Below are 22,832 nucleotides of genomic sequence, written 5' to 3'. Positions count from 1 at the left end.
AACCCACAGTTCGAGGGGACGCAGAGGGCGGAACGACCGCCCCGCGACAACGGGGCCTGGAAGGCGAGATGGCACGCGAGCCGCATAGGGACAGGACACTGGCTGCCGAGGACATCACGAGCCGCATCGCCAGCTTCCCGGGGGAGCTGCACGATGTGACGGACGCACGCCTGGTCGCGGAGGAGTTCCTCTTCGAGCTGGCCCGCGTGTCGGCTCCGTCGGCTCCGGAGCACTGGGACGACATTCTGCTGGTGGTCACGGAACTGGCCGCCAACGCGGTCCAGTACGCCCCGGGCCCCTTCCAGCTGCGGCTGCGCAGAACGTTCGACGGGGTGCACGTGGTGATGCACGACACCAGCACCACCGAGCCGGCCCCGCGCCCCTTCCACCCCAACCGCGGGGGCGGCGGCATCGGCTGGCACCTGATCCACACGCTGTGCGACCAGGTCAGCGTCGTCAGCGACGACCACGGCAAGGACATCCACGTCTTTCTCCCCTGGTGAGGCCCACGCCCCGTCAGCCCCGGCCGGCGGCGGGCGCGTCGCGCAGGGGGACCAGCACGCTGACGGTCTTGCCCCCGCCGGGGCGCCTGCGGACCGTGATGTCCCGCGCCAGCCGGATCACCAGCGGCCAGCCGTAGCCGCTGCCCCGGTGCACGGCGGGCAGGGCGCCGGTTCCGGCGGCGGCCTCGGGGATCACGTCGCTGTGGTCGTGCACGTCGATCCGTACGCCCTCCTGCGTCGTCCGCACCTCGAAGCCGGCCAGTCCGTCGCCGTGCAGGAGGGCGTTGGTGACCAGCTCCGACACGACGAGGGAGAGGTCGATCATGTCCTGGTGGTGCGGGGTGCGGCCCTCGGCGTCCCACCGGTCGCGCACCGTCGCCTCGGCGTGCGCCCGCGCGTCCGCGGCGCTGCGCACCCCCGTGCCGTCGGCCGGACGCGTCCGTCGTGCGGTGGTCACCCGGTGGGGCTCTCGCGCGGCGGCAGTCGGTGGTAGTAGTCACCGACCGCGGTGAGGTAGGCGGGGTCCATGGTCTCGCTGTCGGTCCGGAACCGGGGCGCCTCCTTCACCTCGGCCCTGGTGCAGGACAAGGTCACCTGGCGTTCCCCGGCGTGGACGTCCGTGACGACGCCGACCGGCACCAGGAGGCTGCGGCCGAACACCCACACCCCGGTGTCGACGACGAGGTGCCGCATGCCGTGGTGGTCGGCCTGCCGGTCCACGTGTCCGATGGTGCCGTCGCTCGCGACGACGGTGTAGTCCGTGAGGTCCTGCCCCTGGACGTGCTCCAGGTCCGGCGCGTATGACCAGATGCTGTCGATGGGCACTGCTCCTTGCCTCCCCGATGACGACGGATCCCCTGGGTCCCGCACCCAGCTCCACAGCAGCAAATACCCGTCAGGCGCGCGCGCATTCGAGAGGCGCGGACCGAAACGGCACGTCGGCCTCCCGGCCTTACACGCCCGGCGCAACCCGTCCGTGTACCCGTCAGGTGCCAGGGTATGCACATGGACCGGGATTTTCCCGGACCGGTTCCGCCGGTGGTGCCGCGCTTTGTTCCGCACCCGCGAACTGGGTTAGCCTTCGGCGTATTTTCTCATCGCGCAGATCCGTGAACTGCGGAAATGCATACTGACCTTGCCGGAACGAGGGTGCGCATGACCAGCAAGAGCACCGAGGGGGCCGAGGCGGCGCCGGGGGACCAGGAGCTGAGGCGGCTCCTGGCGGGGCTGACGGCCGTTCGGGACGGGGACTTCGGCACCCGGCTGCCGGACGACGCGGACGGTCTCATGGGGGACATCGCCAAGGTCTTCAACGGGATGGTGGACCAGCTCTCGGTGTTCACCTCCGAGGTGACCCGGGTGGCCCGCGAGGTCGGCACCGAGGGGGCGCTGGGCGGCCAGGCCCAGGTGCCGGGGGTCTCGGGCACCTGGGCCGACCTGACGGACTCGGTGAACGCCATGGCGGGCAACCTCACCGCCCAGGTCCGCAACGTCGCGCAGGTGACGACGGCGGTCGCCAAGGGCGACCTGTCGCAGAAGATCACCGTGGACGCCCGCGGCGAGATCCTCGAGCTCAAGAACACCATCAACACGATGGTCGACCAGCTCTCCGCCTTCGCCGACGAGGTCACCCGCGTCGCCCGCGAGGTCGGCACCGAGGGCCGCCTCGGCGGCCAGGCCGACGTGCAGGGCGTCAAGGGCACCTGGCGCGACCTCACCCACTCGGTGAACTTCATGGCGGGCAACCTCACCGGCCAGGTGCGCAACATCGCGCTGGTGGCGACGGCGGTCGCCAAGGGCGACCTGTCGCAGAAGATCACCGTGGACGCCCGCGGCGAGATCCTCGAGCTCAAGAACACCATCAACACGATGGTCGACCAGCTCTCCGCCTTCGCCGACGAGGTCACCCGCGTCGCCCGCGAGGTCGGCACCGAGGGCCGCCTCGGCGGCCAGGCGCAGGTGCGCGGCGTCTCCGGCACCTGGAAGGACCTCACCGACAACGTCAACGTGATGGCGTCCAACCTGACCGGTCAGGTCCGCTCCATCGCCCAGGTCGCCTCCGCGGTGGGCCGGGGCGACCTGTCGCAGCGGATCCGGGTCGAGGCGGCCGGCGAGGTCGGGGCGCTGGCCGACGTCATCAACACCATGGTCGACACGCTGTCGGCCTTCGCCGACGAGGTCACCCGCGTCGCCCGCGAGGTCGGCACCGAGGGCCGCCTCGGCGGCCAGGCGCACGTGCCCCATGTCGCGGGCACCTGGAAGGACCTCACCGACAACGTCAACTCCATGGCCAACAACCTCACCGGCCAGGTGCGCAACATCGCGCTGGTGACGACCGCCGTGGCCCGGGGCGACCTGTCGAAGAAGATCGACGTCGACGCGCGCGGCGAGATCCTGGAGCTGAAGACGACCATCAACACGATGGTCGACCAGCTCTCCGCCTTCGCCCAGGAGGTCACCCGCGTCGCCCGCGAGGTCGGCACCGAGGGCCGCCTCGGCGGCCAGGCCGAGGTCGAGGGGGTCTCCGGCACCTGGAAGCGGCTCACGGAGAACGTCAACGAGCTGGCGGGCAACCTCACCCGGCAGGTCCGGGCGATCGCCGAGGTCACCAGCGCCGTCGCCGAGGGCGATCTGACCCGCTCCGTCAACGTGGAGGCCTCCGGTGAGGTCGCCGAGCTCAAGGACAACATCAACTCGATGGTGGAGTCCCTGCGCGAGACCACCCGGGCCAACCAGGAGCAGGACTGGCTCAAGACCAACCTCGCCCGGGTCTCCGGCCTGATGCAGGGCCACCGCGACCTGCCCGTGGTCGCCGAACTGATCATGGACGAGCTGGTGCCGCTGGTGTCGGCCCAGTACGGCGCCTTCTACCTCGCGGAGGACGGCCACGACGGCCCCGAGCTGCGGCTCGTCGGCTCCTACGGCTACCCCGACGACGACGGCCGGCCCACCCGCATCCCCTTCGGCCGCACCCTGGTCGGCCAGGCCGCGCGCAGCCGCCGCGCCATCACGGTGGACGAGCTGCCGCCGGACTACGTCACCATCTCCTCCGGGCTGGGGCAGGTGGTGCCGACCACGCTGGTGCTGCTGCCCATCGTGGTCGAGGGCCAGGTCCTCGGTGTGATCGAGCTGGCGTCGGTGACCCCGTTCACCCAGATCCACCAGGACTTCCTGGCCCAGCTGATGGAGACCATCGGCGTCAACGTCAACACCATCGTGGCCAACGCCCGCACCGACGAGCTGCTCGTCGAGTCGCAGCGGCTCACCGCCGAACTGCAGGAGCGGTCGGCGGAGTTGCAGACCCAGCAGGAGGAACTCCAGCACTCCAACGCCGAGCTGGAGGACAAGGCGGCGCTGCTGGCCGCGCAGAACCGGGACATCGAGGCGAAGAACCTGCAGATCGAGCAGGCCCGGCAGGAACTGGAGGCGCGGGCCCAGCAGCTGTCGCTGGCCTCGAAGTACAAGTCGGAGTTCCTGGCGAACATGAGCCACGAGCTGCGCACCCCGCTCAACAGCCTGCTGATCCTGGCCCAGTTGCTCGCCCAGAACCCCTCGCGCAACCTCAGCCCCAAGCAGGTCGAGTACGCGCAGATCATCCACTCGGCCGGCTCGGACCTGCTGCAGCTGATCAACGACATCCTCGACCTGTCCAAGGTCGAGGCCGGGAAGATGGACGTCAGCCCCGAGCGGGTGGAGCTGCGCCGGCTCATCGAGTACGTCGAGGCCACCTTCCGGCCGATGACGATGCAGAAGAGCCTGGACTTCACCGTGACGACGGCGCCGGGCGCGCCGGCCGACCTGCTCACCGACGACTCGCGGCTGCGGCAGGTGCTGCGCAACCTGCTGTCCAACGCGGTCAAGTTCACCGAGCGGGGCCGCGTGGAGCTGCGGATCGAGCCCGCGCCGGACGACGAGGTGCCGAGCGGTGTGCTGCGGGGCGGGCCCGTGGTGGCCTTCCGGGTGCAGGACACCGGTGTGGGCATTCCCGAGCAGCACCTGGAGGCGATCTTCGGCGCCTTCCAGCAGGCGGACGGCACGACCAGCCGCAAGTACGGGGGCACCGGGCTCGGTCTGTCCATCACCCGGGAGATCGCGCACCTGCTGGGCGGCGCGGTGACGGTGGACAGCGTCGCCGGCCAGGGCAGTACGTTCACCCTGTTCCTGCCCGTGGCGCGACCGGACTTCGAGGAGCTGCTGCGGCCCTCCGTGCTCCCGGACGGGGACCGGGGAGAGGCCCTGCCGGAGGTGCCGGCCCGGCAGCCGGCGGCGGTCGAGACGGGGGCGTCGTCCGGCCGGCGTCCGCGGCGGCTGCTCGTCGTGGAGGAGCGGCCCCGGGGTCTGCTGACCCTGGTCGCGGAGAGCGTGGTCCAGGACGTCGCGCACGGCGACGGCGCCTCCCAGCCCTCGGTCGACATCCTCACCGCCGTCGGCGCCCAGGAGGCGGCCGGTGCGCTGGCCGCCGATCCGTGCCACTGCGTGGTGCTGGAGCTCGGTACGGCCCAGGAGGAGGTGACCCGGTTCCTGGAGGCGCTGCGGGGCGACTCCGCCCTGGCGAGCGTGCCGGTGCTGGTGCACAGCGGCCACCGTGTGGACGCGGCGGTCGAGGAGCACCTGCGGTCCCGTGCCGAGGGCACCGCCCTGGAGTTCCTGTCCAGCCTCGACGAGCTGCGCGAACGCATCGCCCTGCACCTCTCCGCGGAGGAGCCCGGCGACGTGCTGTCGCTGGTGCGGCCCGACGAGCCGCAGCGGCCGGCGCCGCAGGCCGTGGTGGACGACTCCTTCTCCGGCCGCACGATCCTCGTCGTCGACGACGACGCGCGCAATCTCTTCGCGCTCAGCGGGATCCTGGAGCTGCACGGCTTCCGGGTGCTGCACGCGGAGAACGGCCGCAAGGGCATCGAGAGACTGGTGGACAACCCCGACGTGGCGCTCGTACTGATGGACGTGATGATGCCCGAGCTGGACGGCTACGCCGCCACGGCCGAGATCCGCACCATGCCGCAGTACGCCGAGCTGCCCATCATCGCCGTCACCGCGAAGGCCATGCCCGGGGACCGGGAGAAGAGTCTCGCCTCGGGAGCCAGCGACTACGTCACCAAACCGGTCGACACCCAGGACCTGATCGCCTGTGTCCGCCGCTGGCTGCCGGCATGAGCCCCGCCACGGGGCTCCGCCTCCGAGGAGCGTGCGCACAGTGAGCATCAGTGAACGGCAGGGCGAGCCGCGAGACGGCGGGGCCTCGCTCGAGCGCCCGTCGGCCGGGCCGGCCGGGGTGTCCGCGGACTCGCCCGTGGGCAGACTGGCGGCCACCGTGGACCGGCTCAGCCGGGAGGTGCGGGCCGCGCAGGCCGAGGCCGAGGGCCGGGCGCTGATCGAACTCGCCAAGGGCATCCTCGTCGAACGGCTGGGGTGCGGTCCCTCGCAGGCCGCCCGCCAGCTCGCCGAGCTGACCGAGCAGGCCGGGACGAGCCAGCTGGAGTTCGCGGTCGAGGTCATCAACCAGGCCGCCCGGGACCGGATGTCCGAGGTGACGGACGCCTTCCTGGCCGCCACCCGGGCCGCCGAGGAGGCGGGGCGGGACCCCGCCGCCGTACGGCTGCGCGCGGCCGAGAGCGGGGCGCTGGCCGCGGACGACACCCAGGCCGTGGCCGAGTCCCTGCTCGCGCAGGCGCTGCGTCCGCTGGGCGCGGTGGCCGTGGCGATCTGGGCGGCCGGCGCCGACGGGTCGCTCACCCTGGCGGGCAGCGCCGGCTTCTCCCCCGCGGAGGCCGCGCGCTGGTACTACGTGCCGCCGGACGTGGCGACGGTCGCCCGGTGCGGCCTCGCGGAGCGCGACGGCCTGTGGATCACGTCGCTGGCCGACCGGGGACTGCCCAGTGTCGGCCGGCACCACCACCCGGACGGCGGCCGGGCGGCCCTGCCCGCCGGCACGGGGGGCCGGGTGTACGGCGTGCTGGAGATCGTCTGGCCGGATCCGCTGCCCGCGCAGCCGCCGCAGATCGTGCGCCAGGTGGAGGCCCTGGCGGAGCTGTGCGCGCACACCCTGGAGACGTACACGGCGCCGGGCGGTCCGGCCCTGCAGCCCCGGGTGCTGCCGGACGCCGCGGAGCTGATGGACCTGGCCGACGGGCTGTACGACCCGGCCCTCGTCCTGGTGCCGCACCTGGACGACCAGGGCAACCTGCTGGACTTCCGCATCCAGCACGTCAACAGCCGTTTCCTGGACCCGGCGGGCCGGCCGCGCGCCACGGTCAGCGGGGCGCTGCTCCTGGAGGCCTACCCGATGGCCGCCGGGAACAGCGAGCTGTTCCAGCGGATCGAACGGGTGTACGCCACGGGGGAGCCGTTCCGCGCCCGGCGGATGAACCTGACCGCCCTCGTCGACCAGGTGCCGCTGTCGTCGGTCGCCGACATCAGCGTCAGCCGGCACGGTGCCGGCATCCTGTTCATCTGGCGGATCGAGGACGAGACGGCCCGCCTGGCGAGCCTGCTCCAGCACGCCCAGCGGCTCGGCCGGATCGGCGGTTTCGAGGAGAACCTGCTGACCGGGGAGATCACCTGGAACGGACAGCTCTTCGACCTGTACGGACGTCCCGAGTCCAGCCCGCCGGTGCCGCTGCAGGAGCTGCCCGCGCACGCCCACCCGGACGACGCCGTCGCCATCGGCCGCTTCCTGCGCACGCTGCTGCACCACCGCCGTCCGGCGTCGGCCGCCTTCCGGCTGCAGCGGCCGGACGGGGTGACCCGGCACATCCGGGTCGTCGCCGAGCCGGTCCTGGACACCGACGGCCGGCTGCTCACCACCCGCGGCGCCTACCAGGACATCTCCTCCCAGCACTGGACGGAGGTGGCGCTGGCGGCCACCCGCGACCAGCTGGCCCACACCGAACAGCAGGCAAGCGAGCGCGACCGGCTGGCGCTGCAGCTGCAGCGCGCCATCATGCCGCCCACCCAGGCGCCGCTGCAGGTGCCCGACCTGGACGTGGCCGTGCGCTACCGGCCCGCGGAGGCCGAGCAGCTGGTGGGCGGCGACTGGTACGACGCCGTGGTGCTGCCGTCCGGCCTGGTGCTGCTGTGCGTGGGCGACGTCGCCGGGCACGGGATAGAGGCGGCGACCAGCATGGTCGTCCTGCGCAACGCGCTGCGCGGCCTCGCGGTCACCGGGGCGGGCCCCGGACAGCTGCTGTCCTGGCTGAACATCGTGACGCACCACCTGACGGGCGGCGTCACCGCCACCGCCGTGTGCGGCCTGTACGACCCGGACTCGCGCACCCTGCGGTGGGCCCGTGCCGGCCACCTGCCGCCGGTGCTGGTGCGCGGCTCCGAGGCCGCTCCGCTGCCGCTGGTGCGCGGGCTGCTGCTCGGTGCCCTGCCGGAGGCGGTGTACGAGGAGTCGGAGGTGCGGCTGGCCGCCGAGGACAACCTGCTGATGTACACCGACGGTCTGATCGAGCGCCGGGACCGCAGCGTGGAGGAGTCGCTGACCCATCTGCTCACCACCGCCGCCGCGGCTCCGGACACGCTCGACCAGCGGCTGGACCGGCTGCTCACGTACAGCAGGTCGGACACGGACGACGACACCTGCATCGTGGGCATCCGGGTCGGCTGAGGAGGGTGCCTCGGCCCGCCGGGCGGGCCGAGGCATGACCGGGCGATTCGGGGGTACGCGCGGCTGCGCGACGAAGAGCTTGATCACCTTGTTGGAGGTACTCGTGCCCATTGCCCAGGACCCGTTGTCCGTCGAGGTGACCCTGCCGCGTGACGATGTGGCGCTGCTCACCGTGGAGGGGTACTTGGACGTCGACACGGCGACCGAGTTCCAGCACCACCTGGCGAACCAGCTCCATCACGGCCGCCGGCACTTCCTGCTCGACCTGTCGGCGGTCCCCTTCATGGACTCCTCCGGCATGAACATCATCCTGCGGGTCTACCAGGAGGCCCGTGAACTGCCCGGGAGCGTGCACATCATCTCCCCCACCCCCGCGGTGCGCCGCATCCTCGACCTGACGGGCGTGAGCATCACCGTGCCCGTCTCGGAGAGCGTCGACGAGGCGCTGGAGCGCGTGGACGCGCTGCCGGAGACCCCGGTCGAACCGGAGGTCTGAGCGCGGTCCGCGGGGCCCGGCGCACACGGCGCCGGGGCGTGGTTAGAGTGGCCACCCGGCCAAGGTCACACCGTGGTCCCGGAGTTGGGGCGCGGTGCGACGTGACGACGACGAGGAGAGGAAACAGGTGCCGGAGCACGAAGCGGGCGGACCACTCGGGACGCCGGCGCACGAGGTCAGGGACTTCCTGCGGCGCCGACGCGAGCAGATCGCCCAGCGGTGGGCGGACGAGCCCCTGTTCCGTACGGTGTTCACGGTCTCGCGCGACGAGGCGGTGGAGGCGGGGAAGGCGGTCGTCGACGCGCTGGCCCAGGTCGCCGACGCGCAGCAGGTCGAGGACCCGGACGCCGCGGGTTTCTCGGCGGTGCGCGAGCAGCTGGCCCGGATGGGGGCGGCCCGCTCCCGCGCGGGGCTGTCCAACACGCAGGTGTCGAGCGAGCTGGCGGCGCTGTGGCCGCCGGCCGAGAACCTCCTGGTCGCCGAATTGGACCAGGCGTCACCGGAGGAACTGCGGGCGTGCTCGACCACGCTCAGCATGCTCCTGGGCACGCTGCGCCTGGTGGCCATGCAGACGGCGCTGAGCGAGACGCAGTCCCTCATCGACCGGCAGCGGCTGCAGCTGCTGGAGGTGGCGACGCCGGTGATCAAGCTCTGGGACGGCATCGTGGCGGTCCCGCTGATCGGGACGCTGGACAGCGCCCGCAGCCAGGTGGTGATGGAGACCCTGCTGAACGCGGTCGTCGACCAGCACGCCCGGTTCGCGATCCTCGACATCACCGGGGTGCCGACGGTCGACTCCCTGGTGGCGCAGCACCTGATGAAGACGGTCGCCGCGGCCCGGCTGATGGGCGCGGAGTGCGTGGTGTCCGGCATCCGTCCGGCGATCGCGCAGACCATCGTCCACCTGGGTCTGGACCTCGGCACGGTGAAGACGCGGGCGAGCCTCGCCGACGCGCTCGGGCACTGTCTGCACGAGCTGGGGACGAACATCGTGCACGCGGCGCCCGACGGTGCGGGCCGGCGGTGAGCGAGGGGTTCTCCCGCCCGGTCGCGGGACATGTGCCGGTCCTCAGACTCGGTGACCTGCTGCTGGTCACCCTCCAGGGCGACCTGTACGACGGCGCGGCGCACCAGCTGCAGCAGGACCTCTCCGAGACGATTGCGCGCAGCGGGGTCACGGGGGTGGTCATCGACATCTCCGGTGTGGAGATCGTCGACTCCTTCCTCGGGCGGGTGCTGGCCGAGATCGCGGCGCAGACCGAGCTGCTGGCCGCGCGCACCGTGGTGGCCGGCATGCGGCCGGCGGTCGCCATCACCCTGGTGGAGCTGGGGCTGACGCTGCCGGGGGTGCGGACCGCGCTCACCACCGAGGCGGCGATGGAACTCCTCGCGCAGCCCGTCGTGCGGCCGCGTTCCGGCGGCGGGGGCGAGGGGAGTCCGTGATGCACACCGCCGCGGACGTCGAGGCCCGCCTGCCCATCCGGTCGGACATGGACCTGGTGTGGGTGCGCCAGCACGTGCGGCAGGCCGCCGCCCGGCTCGGCTTCGGTCTGGTGGACCAGACGAAACTGGTGACCGCCGCCAGCGAGCTGGCCCGCAACACCCTGGTGCACGGCGGGGGCGGCCTGATGGAGGCGGCGCACGTCAGCTCCGGCGGGGCCGACGGGCTGCGGCTGGTCTTCAGCGACTCGGGCCCCGGCATCCCCGACCTCGAGCGGGCGCTGAGCGACGGCTACACCTCCGGCGGCGGGCTGGGGATGGGGCTGGGCGGCTCCCGGCGCCTGGTGCACGACTTCGAGGTGGAGAGCGCCCCGGGGACGGGGACCACGGTGCGGGTGACGTCGTGGGTGACCCGGCCGCCGCGCCGGCGTGAGGACGTCTGATGCCCCGCGTCCGGTACGTGCCGGTGCAGGACTCGACCCGGGTGCGCGACGTCCGGGTCGCGGCGGAGGAGGCCGCGGCCGAGGCCGGGCTCGACGAAGGGCGCACCGACGCCGCCGCGCTGGTGGCGACCGAGCTCGCCACCAATCTCCTCAAGCACGCGCGGGCGGGAGAGGTGGTCGTCGACGTCGTCGACCCGCCCGTGCCGCGGGAGGGCCGGCCCGGACGGGTCGTGCAGATCACCGCGCTCGACCACGGGCCGGGCATCGCCGATGTGGCGGGTGCGCTGCGGGACGGGTTCTCCACCACCCGCTCGCTCGGCGCGGGCCTCGGCACCTGCCGTCGTCTGGCCGACGACTTCGGTCTGCACAGTGTGCTCGGCCGGGGCACCGTGGCGGTGGCCCGCCTCGGCGCCGCCGGGGAGGACTCCCCCGGGGTTCCCGGCGCGCGCGCCGGCGGCGTCAACGTCCCGTTCGCCGGGGCGGACTTCTCGGGGGACGCCTGGGCCTGGGTCGGCTCCGGCGACCGGCTGACCCTGATGCTGGCCGACGGGCTGGGCCACGGCGGCGAGGCGGCGCGGGCCTCGACCGCCGCCGTCGAGGAACTGCGCCGCTGGGCCCGGCTCCCGCCCGCCGAGTGCCTGGTCAAGCTGCACACGGCGCTGGCCGGCACCCGGGGGGCGGCCGTCGCCGTGGCGCAGCTCGACACCTGGGCCGGCCGGCTGCGCTTCGCGGGGATCGGCAACGTGACGGCCCGGCTGCGGGAGGGCGGCCGCTGGCGGTCCCTGCTGTCGCGGCCCGGCATCGTCGGGGTGCACCGGCCGCTCACCGTGCGCGAGGACGACGTCGCCTGGACCGAGGAGAGCCTGCTGATCCTGCACACCGACGGCCTGCCCGGCCGCTGGACGCCGCCCCCGGACACGGGGGTGCCGCCGGCCGACCCCGCCGTGACGGCCGCCGTGGCCCTCCGGGACGCCGGAAGCCCGGCGCGCCCGGTCCGGGACGACACCGCCGTGGCCGTGCTGGCCCCCGCCCCGGTGGGCCGCCTATGACGCGCACCTGGCGGATCCGGACCGTCACGGACGCGGCACGCGCCCGCATCGCCGTGGCCCGGCTGGCGGCGGCGCACGGGGTGCCCACCGTCGCACGCGCCCGGCTGGCCACGGAGCTCAGCGGCCGGCTGCGGCAGTGCCTCACCAAGGGCGGCGTCTGGGTGCTCACCCTGGACGGCCCCGGCCCGTCCGCCGGGGCGGGGACGCTGCACGTCGCGGTGGTGCCGACCCCGGACGCCGCCGTCGGCGACCGCGCCCCGTGGACGCTGGCCGTGCCGTGCCCCGAGCCGGGCCCCGAACGGGGCCGGGCGTCCGGCGTCGGCCGGGTGCCGGAGGACCCGGCCGGTCTGTCCGAGGCGCTGCTGGGCGCCGACGAGGACACGGCCGTGGTGCTGGACAAGCTCGCCGAGCAGGAGGAACTGGTCGCCTTCCACCGCGAGGAGCTGCACCAGACCAACCAGGGGGTCCTGGCGCTGCACGCCGATCTCGACGCGGCGGGGCGCGCCCAGCGGGAGGCGTTCGCCGCCGAGCGCCGGGCGCGCAGGGAGGCGGAGAACGCGCGCCGCAGACTGATGTTCCTGGCGGACGCGAGCGCCGTGCTGAACGCCTCGCTCAACCACGACGAGATCGTGCGCCGGCTGCCGGAGCTGCTGGTGCCGCGGTACGCCCGCCACGTCGACCTCTGGCTGTTCGACCAGGAGGACGACCGGCGGCCGCCCGCCTCCCACCCGCGGGCCGCGGTCCGCGCCGCCCGCACCGGGCGCCCGCAGTACGCCGCCGTCCACCCCGGCGGTCTGCCCGGGGTGGACGACCACCCCCCGTCGGCCCTGGAGCCCGGCCGGCCGCTGCTCTGCATCCCGCTGCTGACCCGCCGTGCGCCGCTGGGCGTGCTGACGCTGTCGCCGCCCGGTGAGCGCTGGGACCCGGACGACGCGGTGATGCTGCTCGAGCTCGCCCGGCGGGCCGGCACGGCCATCGACAACGCCCGCCGCTTCGAGCACAGCCGTGACATCGCCGAGACGCTGCAGCGCGCCCTGCTCACCGAGCTGCCGGCGACGCCGGGCCTGAGCCTGGCCGCGCGCTATCTGCCGGCCACGCACGGGCTGAACATCGGCGGCGACTGGTACGACGCCTTCCGGCAGCGCGACGGCGGTCTGATCACCGTCATCGGCGACGTGACCGGGCACGGGCTGCACGCGGCGGTGATGATGAGCCAGCTGCGCACCGCGCTGCGCGCCTACGCCGTCGACGGCGACGGCCCCGGCCGGCTGCTGACCCGGCTGCACGGGTACCTGCGCCATCTGCAGCCCGATCTGTTCGCCACGGCGGTCATCGCGCGGTTCCATCCGGACGGGCACACGCTGACCTGGGCCGCCGCCGGTCATCCGCCGCCGGTGCTGCGGCTGCCCGACGGGCGGGTGCGCACGCTGGACGCCAAGCCCGGGGCGATGCTCGGCATCCCGTTGCGGCAGGACATCGCCGACCACACCGAGCGGCTGACGCCCGGTTCGACGCTCGCGCTCTACACGGACGGGCTGGTCGAGCGGCGCGCCCGGGGCATCGACCCGGGCATCGAGCGGCTCGCGGCGGCCCTCGGGACGTTCGGCTCCGAGGAGCTGGAGGCGGACCTGGAGGACTCGGCGGACCGGCTCCTGCGCCCGCTGCTCAGCGACTCCGACCGCGACGACGACGTGTGCCTGCTCCTGTGCCACCTGCACGGCTGAAGGACCGGCCGCGGATCTCCTCCCGGTGCGCTCCGGCGAAGGTGCGGGCATCGTGGTGCTGAACAGGGGCACGCGTCAGTTGTCGATGTTCGAGGCAGACCGCCTGGAGCCGCAGGAAGGGATGGACACCGTGACACGACCCAGGATCCTGGTGGTGGGCGCAGGTTTCGCCGGCGTGGAGTGCGTGCGCCGGCTGGAACGCAGGCTCGCCCCGAACGAGGCCGACCTCACTCTGGTGACGCCGTTCTCCTACCAGCTGTACCTGCCGCTGCTCCCCCAGGTCGCCTCCGGGGTGCTGACCCCGCAGTCGGTGGCGCTCTCCCTGCGCCGCAGCGAGAAGTACCGCACCCGGATCATCCCGGGCGGTGCCGTCGGCGTGGACCTGAAGTCCAAGGTCTGTGTCGTCCGCACCGTCAACGGCGACGTCGTCAACGAGCCGTACGACTACATCGTGCTGGCCCCCGGCAGCGTCACCCGCACCTTCGACATCCCGGGGCTGACGGACCACGCCTTCGGGCTCAAGTCGCTCGCCGAGGCCGCCTACCTCCGCGACCACGTCATCTCCCAGCTCGACCTGGCCGACGCGAGCCACGATCCGGCCGAGCGGGCCTCGCGGCTGCAGTTCGTGGTGGTCGGCGGCGGTTACGCGGGCACCGAGACCGCGGCCAGCCTGCAGCGGCTGACGCACGCCGCCGTCAAGCGCTACCCCCGGCTGGACCCGGGCCTGATCAAGTGGCACCTCATCGACATCGCGCCGAAGCTGATGCCCGAACTGGGCGAGAAGCTCGGACGCAGCGCGCAGGAGATCCTGTCCCGGCGCGGCATCGAGATCTCGCTGGGCGTCTCCATCGCGAAGGCGGGCGCCGAGGAGGTCACCTTCACCGACGGCCGGGCGGTGCCCACCCGCACCCTGATCTGGACCGCCGGGGTGGTCGCCAGCCCGCTCATCGCCACGCTCGGCGCGGAGACCGTCCGGGGCCGGCTCGCGGTCAACGCGGACATGTGCCTGCCGGGACACGACGGGGTGTTCGCGCTCGGCGACTCGGCCGCGGTGCCCGACGTGGCCAAGGGCGACGACGCCGTGTGCCCGCCGACCGCGCAGCACGCCCTGCGGCAGGGCAGGCACGTCGCCGAGAACGTCCTGGCGACGCTGCGGGGCCGGCCGACACGGCCGTACGTCCACAAGGACCTCGGGCTCGTGGTGGACCTCGGCGGCACCGACGCGGTGTCCAAGCCGCTCGGCCTCGAACTGCACGGGCTGCCCGCCCAGGCGGTGGCCCGCGGCTACCACTGGTCGGCGCTGCGCACCGGTGTCGCCAAGACGCGGGTGATGACCAACTGGCTGCTGAACGCGGTCGCCGGCGACGACTTCGTCCGTACCGGGTTCCAGGCGCACAGGCCCGGCAACCTGCGGGACTTCGAGTACCTGGACGCCTATCTGACGCCGGAGCAGGTGCGGGCGCACGTCGAGGAAGCGGGCCGGGCAGCGCGGTGATCCGGGGCGCGGGAGACGGTCCGCGCCCGGTGGTGCCGGGATCCGGGCGGGAGTGCGCGACGGGAGAGAGTGCGGCGGAGTGAAGGCGTCGGGACGCTCGGTGCGGGCACGGCTGGGGGACCGGCTGGCGGCGTCCGACCCCGGTCTGCTGCGGCTGACGGCCGGGCTGCGGACGGTGGGCGCGGTGGCGCTGACACTGGCCGTGCTCGCCCCGGCGGGATCGGACACCACCCACTTGGTGGCGGGCGCGATGGCGGCGATGGTCGCCACCTTCTCCATCCGGGAGCGGCAGCGCGGTGCCCAGGCGGTCACGCTGGCCGCCGGCCTGCCGGTCGCGCTGGCCTCCGTGTCGCTGGGCGCGGTGCTCGACGCGCGGGTCGTCGTGGGGGACGTCCTCTTCGTCGTCCTCATCTTCTGCGCGGTCTACGGCCGCCGGTTCGGCGACCGCGGAACCGCGCTCGGGCTGATCGGCTTCCAGGTCTACTTCATGTCCCTGTTCGTCGGCGCCTCCGCCTCCGGATTGCCGGAGCTGTGGGCCGTGCTGACCGTCGCGTTCGCGTGCAGCGCCCTGGTGCGGTTCGCCGTCGTCCCCGTCACGCCCGCCGGGACGCTCGCGCGGCTGCGGCAGGCCTTCCGGGCCCGGCTGGGCCGGCTCGTCTCCGCGCACCTGGCGCTGCTGGACGCCGGGCCGGACGGGATGGACAAGGCGCTGGAGGACGTGCGGGAGGGCAACGCGCGGCTGCACGAGACGGCCCTGATGATCCAGAGCCGGCTGGAGGAGGGCACGCCGGACGAGGCGGCGGCGCGGCTGGTGCAGCGCCGGATCGCCGACGCGGAGATCGCCGCCGAGCGGCTCGGCCTGCTGCTGCTGTCGGCGCGCAGCGCCCGGCGGGCGGACACCCTCACCCTGCACCTGCCCGGGGCGCCCGCCCCGGAGGTGGGCCGGCTGCCCGGCCCGGACGAGGCCACGGCGGTACTGCGGCGGGACCTGCTCGCGCTGCGGGCGCTGGTGGTGCGCCCCGGGCCCGGCGGGACGGGCGTGGCCCAGCTGCGCAACCGGCTGCTCGGCTACCGGGACGAGGAGAACCTGCCGGCCGCCACCCCGGCCGTGCGGGACGTGTTCCGGGCCGTCGGCGAGACCGCCCGCGCCGTGATGGGGCTGCGCGTCGCCCTGGAGGGTCCGCAGGACGAGTCGGACGACAGTCCGGCCACGGCCCGTTCCCGGGAGGAGCTGGACGCCGAGGACGCCGCCATCGACGCCGGCGAGGAGGCCGGGCCCGACGAGCGGCGGAAGGGGCTGCAACGGCCCACCACGCGCGCCGCCGTGCAGGTCTCCGTGGGTTCCACGCTGGCCATCGCCGGGGGCGAGCTGCTGTCCACGGACCGCTGGTACTGGGCGGTGCTGACCTGCTGGATCGTCTTCATCAACACGGCCTCGACCGGCGAGATCCTGGTCAAGGGCTACCGGCGGCTGCTGGGGACGGTGTTCGGCGTCGTCGCCGGCATCGTGCTGGCCGGCCTGGTGGGCCCCCACACCTGGACGGCCTTCGCCCTGGTGCTGGTGCTGATCTTCACGATGTTCTACACGGCGCCGCTGTCCTACACGCTGATGTCGTTCTTCGTGACGGCGCTGCTGGGGCTGCTCTACACCCTGCTGCACACCTACAGCTGGGAGGTGCTGGTGCTGCGGGTGGAGGAGACGGCGCTGGGCGCGGCCTGCGGGGTGGTCGCGGCGGCGCTGGTCCTGCCGGTGCGCACCGACCGGCGCACCAACGAGCTGCTGGTCACCGTGCTGGAGCGGCTCGCCGAGGTGTCCGAGGCCGCCGTCGGGCAGCTCAGCGGCGGCCCGGCCGGCGACCTGCTGGACAAGGCACGGGAGCTGGACCAGGCGCTGGGCGACCTGCGTTCCGCGACCCAGCCGCTGACGCATCCGGTCACCCCGCTGCGGAGCCGGCGCGCCACCGCCCGGTACGTGGTGGCGCTCCTGGAGACGTGCGCGTACCACGCCCGCTCGCTGGCGGCGACGGCGGAGCTGCTGCCGGCGCATCCCTCGATCGCGGCGGACCCCCGGCTGAGCGGGGCGGCGGGGCGCACGGTGCGCAACATCGTGACGATCGCGGACCGGGTCGCCGACGGGGAGGTCACCGCGCCGGTCGAGACCGGACCGAGCATCGCGTCCCTCCTGGGCGGCGACGGCGCCGCCCGCTACGGCCGCGTCACCGGCCGGGTGCTGCGCCACCTGGAGCGCCTGGACGAGGCCGTGGTGGGCCTCGCCCGTCCCCTGGCCGTCCCGGTGAGGGCTCCCGAGCGGTGAGCGACCCGCCGCCGCGGACCGCCACGAAGCACGCCCCGCCCGCGCGGTCGCGCGGGCGGGGCGTGGGCGGGGGTTCAGAAGTCGGTGGGCAGGCCGCTGGCCTCGGCGATGCCGCGCAGCTCCTCGTTCTGACGGTGGCGGTCCCTGATGTAGTCGGCGATCTCGTCCAGGCGGGAGGGATCGGCGGCGGTCGCCGCGTCGGTGACCACGCGGACCGGCCCGCTCTCGTCGACCTCCAGCTCGACCACCTCGTTGTCCAGGCGTCCGGTGACGGCCGTGGCGATGACCAGGGCGGCCTCGTCGCGGACCTCCTGGGGCAGTTCCTCGTCGCCGCCGTCCAGCGCGAGGTCCAGGCCGGACATCCGGTGTTCCTCGATCGCCTGGAGGACCGGCTCCACCACGTGCAGCAGAAGCCGGTAGTCCTCGGTGTCCATCCGGATCCGCAGGAGGTCGAGGTAGACGTCCACGGGCCGGCTTTCCGGGGGAATCTCGGATTCGCTCATCGGCTTCGGGTTCCCCGCATGCCGCGGGTCATACGGCGGCCGGCGCACCGGTTCCGGACGCGTCCCGGCCGGCCGCCGCCAGCCAGCCCCGGGCGGTGCCGAGCGCCTGGCGCACGTCCCGGGTGCCGGTCGACACGCACAGGGTGTACGCCAGGTCGTCGATCCGCGGGTCCCGGCCGGCCGGTCCGCCTCCGGCCGCGGTCAGGCCCTCGTACTCCTCGACGAGCCGGCGCAGCACGGTGGGGTGGGGCTTCAGCATGTGTCTCGCTTCCTGGTCGGGGCGGGCGCGCTCACGCCGTCGCCGAGTGTCCGCCGGTGCCGCGCCGGACGGCGCGCTGTCCCATCACCTCGGCGCGCACCCGGGCGCAGCTGCGGCTGATGAGGCGGGAGACGTGCATCTGGGAGATGCCCAGCCGGTCGGCGATGCGGCTCTGGGTCATGTCCTCGAAGAAACGCATGTAGAGGATGGCGCGTTCGCGTTCCGGCAGCCTGCGCAGGCCCTCCTTGGCGGACTCGCGGTCGACCACGATGTCGTAGGAGGCGTCCGCGGCGCCGAGGGTGTCGGCGAGGCTGTAGCCGTCGTCGTCGGTCGAGAGTTCCGCGTCCAGGGAGAGGGTGCTGAAGCTCTCCAGCGCCTCCATCCCGGCGGCGACCTCCTCCTCGGTCAGCCCGGTGTGGGCGGCGAGGGCCGCCACGGACGGCTCGGGGCTGCCGGGGTTCTGGGTGAGTTCGCGCCGGGCCACCCGCACCTTGTTGCGCAGCTCCTGCACCCGGCGGGGCACGCGCAGGGCCCACATCCGGTCACGGAAGTGCCGCTTGACCTCTCCGGTGATGGTGGGGACGGCGTAGCTCTCGAAGGCCCCGCGGCTGGGGTCGAAGCGGTCGATGGCCTTCACCAGGCCCAGGGCGGCCACCTGACGCAGGTCCTCGACGGACTCGCCGCGGTCGCGGAAGCGGCCGGCGATGCGGTGGGCCATGGGCAGCCACGCGGTGACGAGCTCGTCGCGGACGGCGTCCCGCTCGGGACCGTCCTCCAGGGAGGCCAGCCGGGCGAAGAGGGCGGCGGTGTCGGGGGCGTCGTCGTGCCGCCGCCGGGGTGCGGCGGTCGTCGTGTCGGAGAGGCCGGAACGAGGGGTGGGCGTGTCAATGAGCATGCGGTTCGCTCCCGAACGGTGGTTTCAGGGATCTACCGCGGGACGGTCGCCGCCGGGACGCCCGGAGGGTCCACAGCAGCCGTACCGCTCCCGCTGGCGCGCCTCCGGTCCGAAGCACGAACCTCCGATTGCCCCCTCGCCGGTGGAACAAACTCCGCTTCTCCACACGATGTGCCGGGGCCTGTTCCGGCCGGTCAGGACAGGGGTACTACGGCGGTGATGCACTTGCCTCCGGCGGGCAGGTCGGACACCCGGACGTCGCGGGACAGCCGGCACACGATGGGCCAGCCGTGACCGCCGGGACGGCGGCGGCCCTGCGGGTCGGTCGGCGGCACGACGGCGGGCAGTTCGTCGCTGCGGTCGCTCACCGACAGGCGCACTCCGGGGCCGCTGACGTCGACCTGGAAGTCGGTGATCCCGCCGCCGTGCAGCATGGCGTTGGTGGTGAGTTCGGAGGCGACGAGCAGGGCGTCCTCCAGGGCCTCGCTGTCGTAGGGGGTGTGCGTGGCCCGGCAGCGTTCGGACACCGCGCGCATCACGGCCTCGCGGACCTCGGCCGGGCGGCTCGGGCGGGGGGAACCTGCCCGGTGCGCGCCGAGCGGTTCGAAGGGTTCGGTCATGTGCTGCTCACACATCGTGGGGACTCCCGATTCGGTGACGAAGTGGAAGAAATGCCTCAGACCTCCCTCTCCGGCTCACCTGTCCCGGTGACGGCAAACCTCCCCGCTGTCCGGTGTACGCCTGTCTTCCTCCCGGCGCACGGGGTACGCGGTCGGTATGGCAGATGTGGTGGACTCGGGTGAACTGCTGCGGCGCATCCAGCGGGCGCGGGCCTGCGCGGCACAGGAGGAGCGGGCCTGGCGGGCCCGGGGCGACGAACTCGGGCGGGCGGACACCGGCGATCCCTCCGCGGCGCGCGACGCGGAGGCGCACCGGGTGGCCTACGGGGTGGTGCTGCGGGTGCTGGACGAGATCCTGACGCCCGGCCGGCACACGGCGCAGGGCTGACCGGCCCGGACACGGTCCGGGGGTGGACGAACGCGTCGGCCCGGACCCGTGAAACAGGTCACGCGACCTGATTACCTGAACGCCGCTCGAATGGTTTATCGTTCATTCATACGTGGTGGCGGAGTCGACACCCCCGTCCTCCGGGCACCACCGCTTACGGCCCTGGCTGGCTTCCCCCGTCCAGCCAGGGCTTCTTCATGCCCGGGCGGAGCCGACGGCGGAAACCGGACTTCCCGTCTCCGCCGAGGTGCCCCGAACGGCCGCAGCGGCTGAAATGAACGTAGGGAAAGCACCGGAACCGATTGCCCGGCGAGGAGCCCCGCGCCATGACCAAAGCGATCAAACTCCTGACCGCCCTTCCCCCGCCGCAGCGCGAGCGCCTGATGGCCCTGGCGCGGGAGGTGTCCTTCCCGGAGGACACCCGGATCTTCGAGACGGGTGGCACCGCCGACCGGTTCTGGGTGATCCGCTCCGGGGCGGTCTCGCTGGACCAGCGGGTGAACGACCTGCACCGGGTGACCGTCGCCGGCCTCGGCGCGGGCGATCTGCTGGGCTGGTCCTGGCTGTTCCCGCCGTACCAGTGGGACTTCGGCGCCGTGGCCTTCAGCCCGGTGCGCGCCTACGAGTTCGACGCGGCGGCCGTGCTGCGGCTCTGCGAGGAGGACCCGCCGCTCGGGATGACCCTCGTGCGCAGCGTCGCCGAGGTGCTCGCCCACCGGCTGGAGACGGCGCGCGGCACGCTGATGGAACAGGTCGCGGTGCACCGGCGCACAACGCTGTAGACGGGGTCGCACCCGGTGCCGCTCGTCGCCGCGTCAGGCCCCGGCGACGAGCGTGAGACCCAGGACGATCATGGTGACGGCGACCAGCCCGTCCAGGACGCGCCAGGCGGCGGGTCGGGTCAGGAAGCGGCTCAGCAGGCGGGCGCCGAAGCCGAGCGCGGCGAACCAGCAGACGCTGGCCAGTACGGCGCCCAGGCCGAAGGTCCAGCGCAGCGGGCCGTGGTCGGCGGCGACCGAGCCCAGCAGGAACACCGTGTCGAGGTAGACGTGCGGGTTGAGCCAGGTCATCGCGAGGCAGGTGAGCACGGCCCGGCGCCGGGAGCCCGCCGCCTCGCCCTCCGCCTCCAGTCCGGTGGCGGCCGGACGGAACACCCGGCGGGCGGCCAGCACGCCGTAGCCGAGCAGGAACGCGCCGCCGATCCAGCCGACCGCCGTCAGCGCGCCGGGCCACGCCACCACCACCGCGCCGACCCCGCCGACCCCCAGGGCGATGAGGACGGCGTCGGAGAGGGCGCAGATGCCGACGACGGCGAGGACGGCGTCCCGGCGGACGCCCTGGCGCAGGACGAAGGCGTTCTGGGCGCCGATGGCGACGATGAGGGAGAGGCCGGTGCCGAAGCCGGCGACGGCGGTGGTCAGGGAGCTGCTCATGCCGAGGACGTTACGGACGGGAGGGACCTGCAGTACAGCTGAGGATTCTTACGTACCCTTAGCCCTCGTGATGAGGGATCTCCCGCTGGACCAGGTACGGACCCTGCTCGCCGTGGTGGACGAGGGGACGTTCGACGCGGCGGCCGCCGCGTTGCACGTGACGCCGTCGGCGGTGAGCCAGCGGGTGAAGGCGCTGGAGCAGCGCACGGGGCGGGTGCTGCTGCTGCGCACCAAGCCGGTGCGGCCGACCGAGTCGGGCGAGGTGCTGGTGCGGCTGGCCCGCCAGGTGGCCCGGCTGGAGCGGGACGCGTACGCCGAGCTGGGGCTGAGCGGAGCCGGGGAGCCGGTCCGGGTGTCGGTGGCGGTGAACGCGGACTCGCTGGCGACCTGGTTCCTGGACGCCCTCACGCGTCTGACGGCCGGGTCCCGGCTCTGCTTCGAACTGCGCCGGGAGGACGAGGCGCACACGGCGGCGCTGCTGCGGGAGGGGGCGGTGATGGCCGCGGTGACCTCGTCGCCGGAGGCGGTGCCGGGCTGTTCCGTACGGCACCTGGGGCGGATGCGCTACCTCCCGGTGGCGCACCCGGAGTTCGCCGCACGGCATCTCGCGGGGCCCTTGCGGGAGGCGCTGCCCGCGGCGCCGGTGGTGGTGTTCGACCGGAAGGACGACTTCCAGGACGGCTTCGTGCGCCGCCTCACGCGCGGACGCACCGAGGCGAGCGCGCTGCGCCACCACGTGCCGACCTCGGAGGGCTTCGTCGAGGCGGTCGCCGCGGGTCTGGGCTGGGGCATGGTCCCCGAGGCGCAGGCGGACCCGCTGCTGCGGGCCGGCCGCCTCACGGTGTTCGCCCCGGACCGCGAGGTCGACGTCTCCCTGTACTGGCAGCAGTGGAAGCTGGACTCCCCCGCGCTGGCGGCGGTGGCCGACGCGGTCGCCGAGGCGGCGGCGCGGGCCCTGCGGCGTTAGGCCAGGCCGTTCCCCGCGCTGTCCAGGAGCATGTCCAGCGCGGTCGGGTAGGCGCTGGTGACCATGCGGGTGGCCAGCAGCGGCGCGGCCTCGGCGATGCGGGGGTGGGTGGCGGCGGGGAGGCGGGCATAGGTGGAACGCCACATCTCCTCGTCGGCGCGGCGCGCCGCGCCGGGCAGGGCCAGGGACGCGGCGTCGAGGGCGGCGAAGGCCAGCGTGGTGTCGATGAAGGCGTGGTAGACGCGCACCGTCTCCGGCAGCGGGAAGCCCGCCGTGCGCAGTACGTCCAGCACCGCCTCGTCGGCCGCCAGCTCACTGGCCCGGCCGGAGACCCGGCTCGCCGTGAGGACGGCGGCCTGCGGGTGCGCCACATAGGCCGCGTGGATGCGCAGCCCGACGGCCCGCAGGTCCTCACGCCACCGCCCCGTGGGGCGCCAGTCGTGCAGCGCCCGCCCGATCAGCGCGTCCCCGATGGCGAGGGTCAGCTCGTCCATGCCGCGGAAGTAGCGGTAGAGGGTGCTCGGGTCGCAGTCCAGGGCGCGACCGAGCCGGCGGGCGGTCAGACCCGTGCTGCCGTGCTCGCGCAGCAGACGGAGCGCGGCCTCGACGATCAGCGCCTCGGACAGGACCACGCCGCCCTTCGTCGGTCTGCGGCGCCGTCGGCGCTCCTCGGGAACCACACGCTTCGGCACCG

22 protein-coding genes are annotated in these 22,832 nt (G+C 73.8%); 14 read left to right on the top strand and 8 right to left on the bottom strand.

Annotated features, from left to right (window positions below; all coding sequences use genetic code 11):
- Positions 1–68 precede the first annotated feature (68 nt).
- Complete coding sequence (locus ABTY20_RS19475) at positions 69–503, top strand: ATP-binding protein (RefSeq protein ID WP_351998245.1); 435 nt, start codon at positions 69–71, stop codon at positions 501–503.
- A gap of 13 nt (positions 504–516) precedes the next feature.
- Here ABTY20_RS19475 and ABTY20_RS19470 read toward each other — a convergent pair whose 3' ends face one another.
- Positions 517–960 carry an ATP-binding protein gene (locus ABTY20_RS19470; protein WP_351998244.1) on the bottom strand — a complete coding sequence of 148 codons (444 nt, stop codon included), beginning with the start codon at positions 958–960 and terminating at the stop codon, positions 517–519.
- Complete coding sequence (locus tag ABTY20_RS19465; protein ID WP_351998243.1) at positions 957–1,328, bottom strand: PRC-barrel domain containing protein; 372 nt, start codon at positions 1,326–1,328, stop codon at positions 957–959. The genes ABTY20_RS19470 and ABTY20_RS19465 overlap by 4 nt, the downstream gene beginning before the upstream one ends.
- 330 nt (positions 1,329–1,658) lie before the next feature.
- On the opposite strand from ABTY20_RS19465, the gene ABTY20_RS19460 reads away from it, so the two are divergent.
- From ABTY20_RS19460 to ABTY20_RS19415, 10 genes are all read left to right on the top strand, one after another.
- On the top strand, positions 1,659–5,657 hold the full coding sequence (locus ABTY20_RS19460; protein WP_351998242.1) for a HAMP domain-containing protein: 3,999 nt from the start codon (positions 1,659–1,661) through the stop codon (positions 5,655–5,657).
- A 40-nt stretch (positions 5,658–5,697) separates the two neighbouring features.
- On the top strand, positions 5,698–8,112 hold the full coding sequence (locus ABTY20_RS19455; RefSeq protein ID WP_502991843.1) for a SpoIIE family protein phosphatase: 2,415 nt from the start codon (positions 5,698–5,700) through the stop codon (positions 8,110–8,112).
- A gap of 103 nt (positions 8,113–8,215) precedes the next feature.
- A complete protein-coding gene (locus ABTY20_RS19450; protein ID WP_351998241.1) occupies positions 8,216–8,608 on the top strand; it encodes an STAS domain-containing protein in 393 nt (130 codons plus the stop codon).
- 127 nt (positions 8,609–8,735) lie between these two features.
- Positions 8,736–9,635 carry an STAS domain-containing protein gene (locus tag ABTY20_RS19445; protein ID WP_351998256.1) on the top strand — a complete coding sequence of 300 codons (900 nt, stop codon included), beginning with the start codon at positions 8,736–8,738 and terminating at the stop codon, positions 9,633–9,635.
- Positions 9,632–10,051, top strand: coding sequence for an STAS domain-containing protein (locus tag ABTY20_RS19440; protein WP_351998240.1), 420 nt, complete (start codon positions 9,632–9,634; stop codon positions 10,049–10,051). Before ABTY20_RS19445 ends, ABTY20_RS19440 begins: the two co-directional genes overlap by 4 nt.
- Positions 10,051–10,491 carry an anti-sigma regulatory factor gene (locus tag ABTY20_RS19435; protein WP_351998239.1) on the top strand — a complete coding sequence of 147 codons (441 nt, stop codon included), beginning with the start codon at positions 10,051–10,053 and terminating at the stop codon, positions 10,489–10,491. Before ABTY20_RS19440 ends, ABTY20_RS19435 begins: the two co-directional genes overlap by 1 nt.
- Entirely contained in the window at positions 10,491–11,540 is a 1,050-nt protein-coding gene (locus tag ABTY20_RS19430) for a SpoIIE family protein phosphatase (RefSeq protein WP_351998238.1), read from the top strand. The genes ABTY20_RS19435 and ABTY20_RS19430 overlap by 1 nt, the downstream gene beginning before the upstream one ends.
- Complete coding sequence (locus ABTY20_RS19425; protein ID WP_351998237.1) at positions 11,537–13,264, top strand: PP2C family protein-serine/threonine phosphatase; 1,728 nt, start codon at positions 11,537–11,539, stop codon at positions 13,262–13,264. The genes ABTY20_RS19430 and ABTY20_RS19425 overlap by 4 nt, the downstream gene beginning before the upstream one ends.
- 121 nt (positions 13,265–13,385) lie before the next feature.
- Positions 13,386–14,759, top strand: coding sequence for an NAD(P)/FAD-dependent oxidoreductase (locus ABTY20_RS19420; protein WP_351998255.1), 1,374 nt, complete (start codon positions 13,386–13,388; stop codon positions 14,757–14,759).
- Between the two features lie 79 nt (positions 14,760–14,838).
- Positions 14,839–17,073, top strand: coding sequence for an FUSC family protein (locus ABTY20_RS19415; RefSeq protein ID WP_351998254.1), 2,235 nt, complete (start codon positions 14,839–14,841; stop codon positions 17,071–17,073).
- Positions 17,074–17,147: 74 nt separating this feature from the next.
- Here ABTY20_RS19415 and ABTY20_RS19410 read toward each other — a convergent pair whose 3' ends face one another.
- From ABTY20_RS19410 to ABTY20_RS19395, 4 genes are all read right to left on the bottom strand, one after another.
- Positions 17,148–17,576, bottom strand: a complete 429-nt coding sequence (locus ABTY20_RS19410) for a hypothetical protein (protein ID WP_351998236.1) — start codon at positions 17,574–17,576, stop codon at positions 17,148–17,150.
- Positions 17,577–17,604: 28 nt separating this feature from the next.
- Positions 17,605–17,835, bottom strand: coding sequence for a DUF5133 domain-containing protein (locus ABTY20_RS19405; protein WP_351998235.1), 231 nt, complete (start codon positions 17,833–17,835; stop codon positions 17,605–17,607).
- Positions 17,836–17,866: 31 nt separating this feature from the next.
- Positions 17,867–18,730: a SigB/SigF/SigG family RNA polymerase sigma factor gene (locus ABTY20_RS19400; protein ID WP_351998234.1), complete on the bottom strand. Its 864-nt coding sequence runs from the start codon at positions 18,728–18,730 to the stop codon at positions 17,867–17,869.
- Positions 18,731–18,924: 194 nt separating this feature from the next.
- Positions 18,925–19,365 carry an ATP-binding protein gene (locus ABTY20_RS19395; RefSeq protein WP_351998233.1) on the bottom strand — a complete coding sequence of 147 codons (441 nt, stop codon included), beginning with the start codon at positions 19,363–19,365 and terminating at the stop codon, positions 18,925–18,927.
- Between the two features lie 142 nt (positions 19,366–19,507).
- On the opposite strand from ABTY20_RS19395, the gene ABTY20_RS19390 reads away from it, so the two are divergent.
- Positions 19,508–19,738 carry a hypothetical protein gene (locus ABTY20_RS19390; protein WP_351998232.1) on the top strand — a complete coding sequence of 77 codons (231 nt, stop codon included), beginning with the start codon at positions 19,508–19,510 and terminating at the stop codon, positions 19,736–19,738.
- A gap of 326 nt (positions 19,739–20,064) precedes the next feature.
- Positions 20,065–20,520, top strand: coding sequence for a cyclic nucleotide-binding domain-containing protein (locus ABTY20_RS19385; protein ID WP_351998231.1), 456 nt, complete (start codon positions 20,065–20,067; stop codon positions 20,518–20,520).
- A gap of 33 nt (positions 20,521–20,553) precedes the next feature.
- On the opposite strand, the gene ABTY20_RS19380 is transcribed toward ABTY20_RS19385, so the two are convergent.
- A complete protein-coding gene (locus ABTY20_RS19380) occupies positions 20,554–21,171 on the bottom strand; it encodes a LysE/ArgO family amino acid transporter (RefSeq protein WP_351998230.1) in 618 nt (205 codons plus the stop codon).
- 70 nt (positions 21,172–21,241) lie between these two features.
- Between ABTY20_RS19380 and ABTY20_RS19375 the strand changes: the two genes are divergently transcribed.
- A complete protein-coding gene (locus ABTY20_RS19375; protein ID WP_351998253.1) occupies positions 21,242–22,138 on the top strand; it encodes a LysR family transcriptional regulator ArgP in 897 nt (298 codons plus the stop codon).
- Here the strand turns inward: ABTY20_RS19375 and ABTY20_RS19370 are convergent.
- Positions 22,135–22,830: a TetR/AcrR family transcriptional regulator gene (locus ABTY20_RS19370; RefSeq protein ID WP_351998229.1), complete on the bottom strand. Its 696-nt coding sequence runs from the start codon at positions 22,828–22,830 to the stop codon at positions 22,135–22,137. The genes ABTY20_RS19375 and ABTY20_RS19370 overlap by 4 nt on opposite strands.
- Positions 22,831–22,832 lie beyond the last annotated feature (2 nt).

Origin of the sequence: Streptomyces sp. NPDC126497 (assembly GCF_040302425.1) — a bacterium.
Classification (GTDB): domain Bacteria; phylum Actinomycetota; class Actinomycetes; order Streptomycetales; family Streptomycetaceae; genus Streptomyces.
Note: the sequence above shows the minus strand (reverse complement) of the source record. Positions and strands in the feature narration are given on the sequence as shown.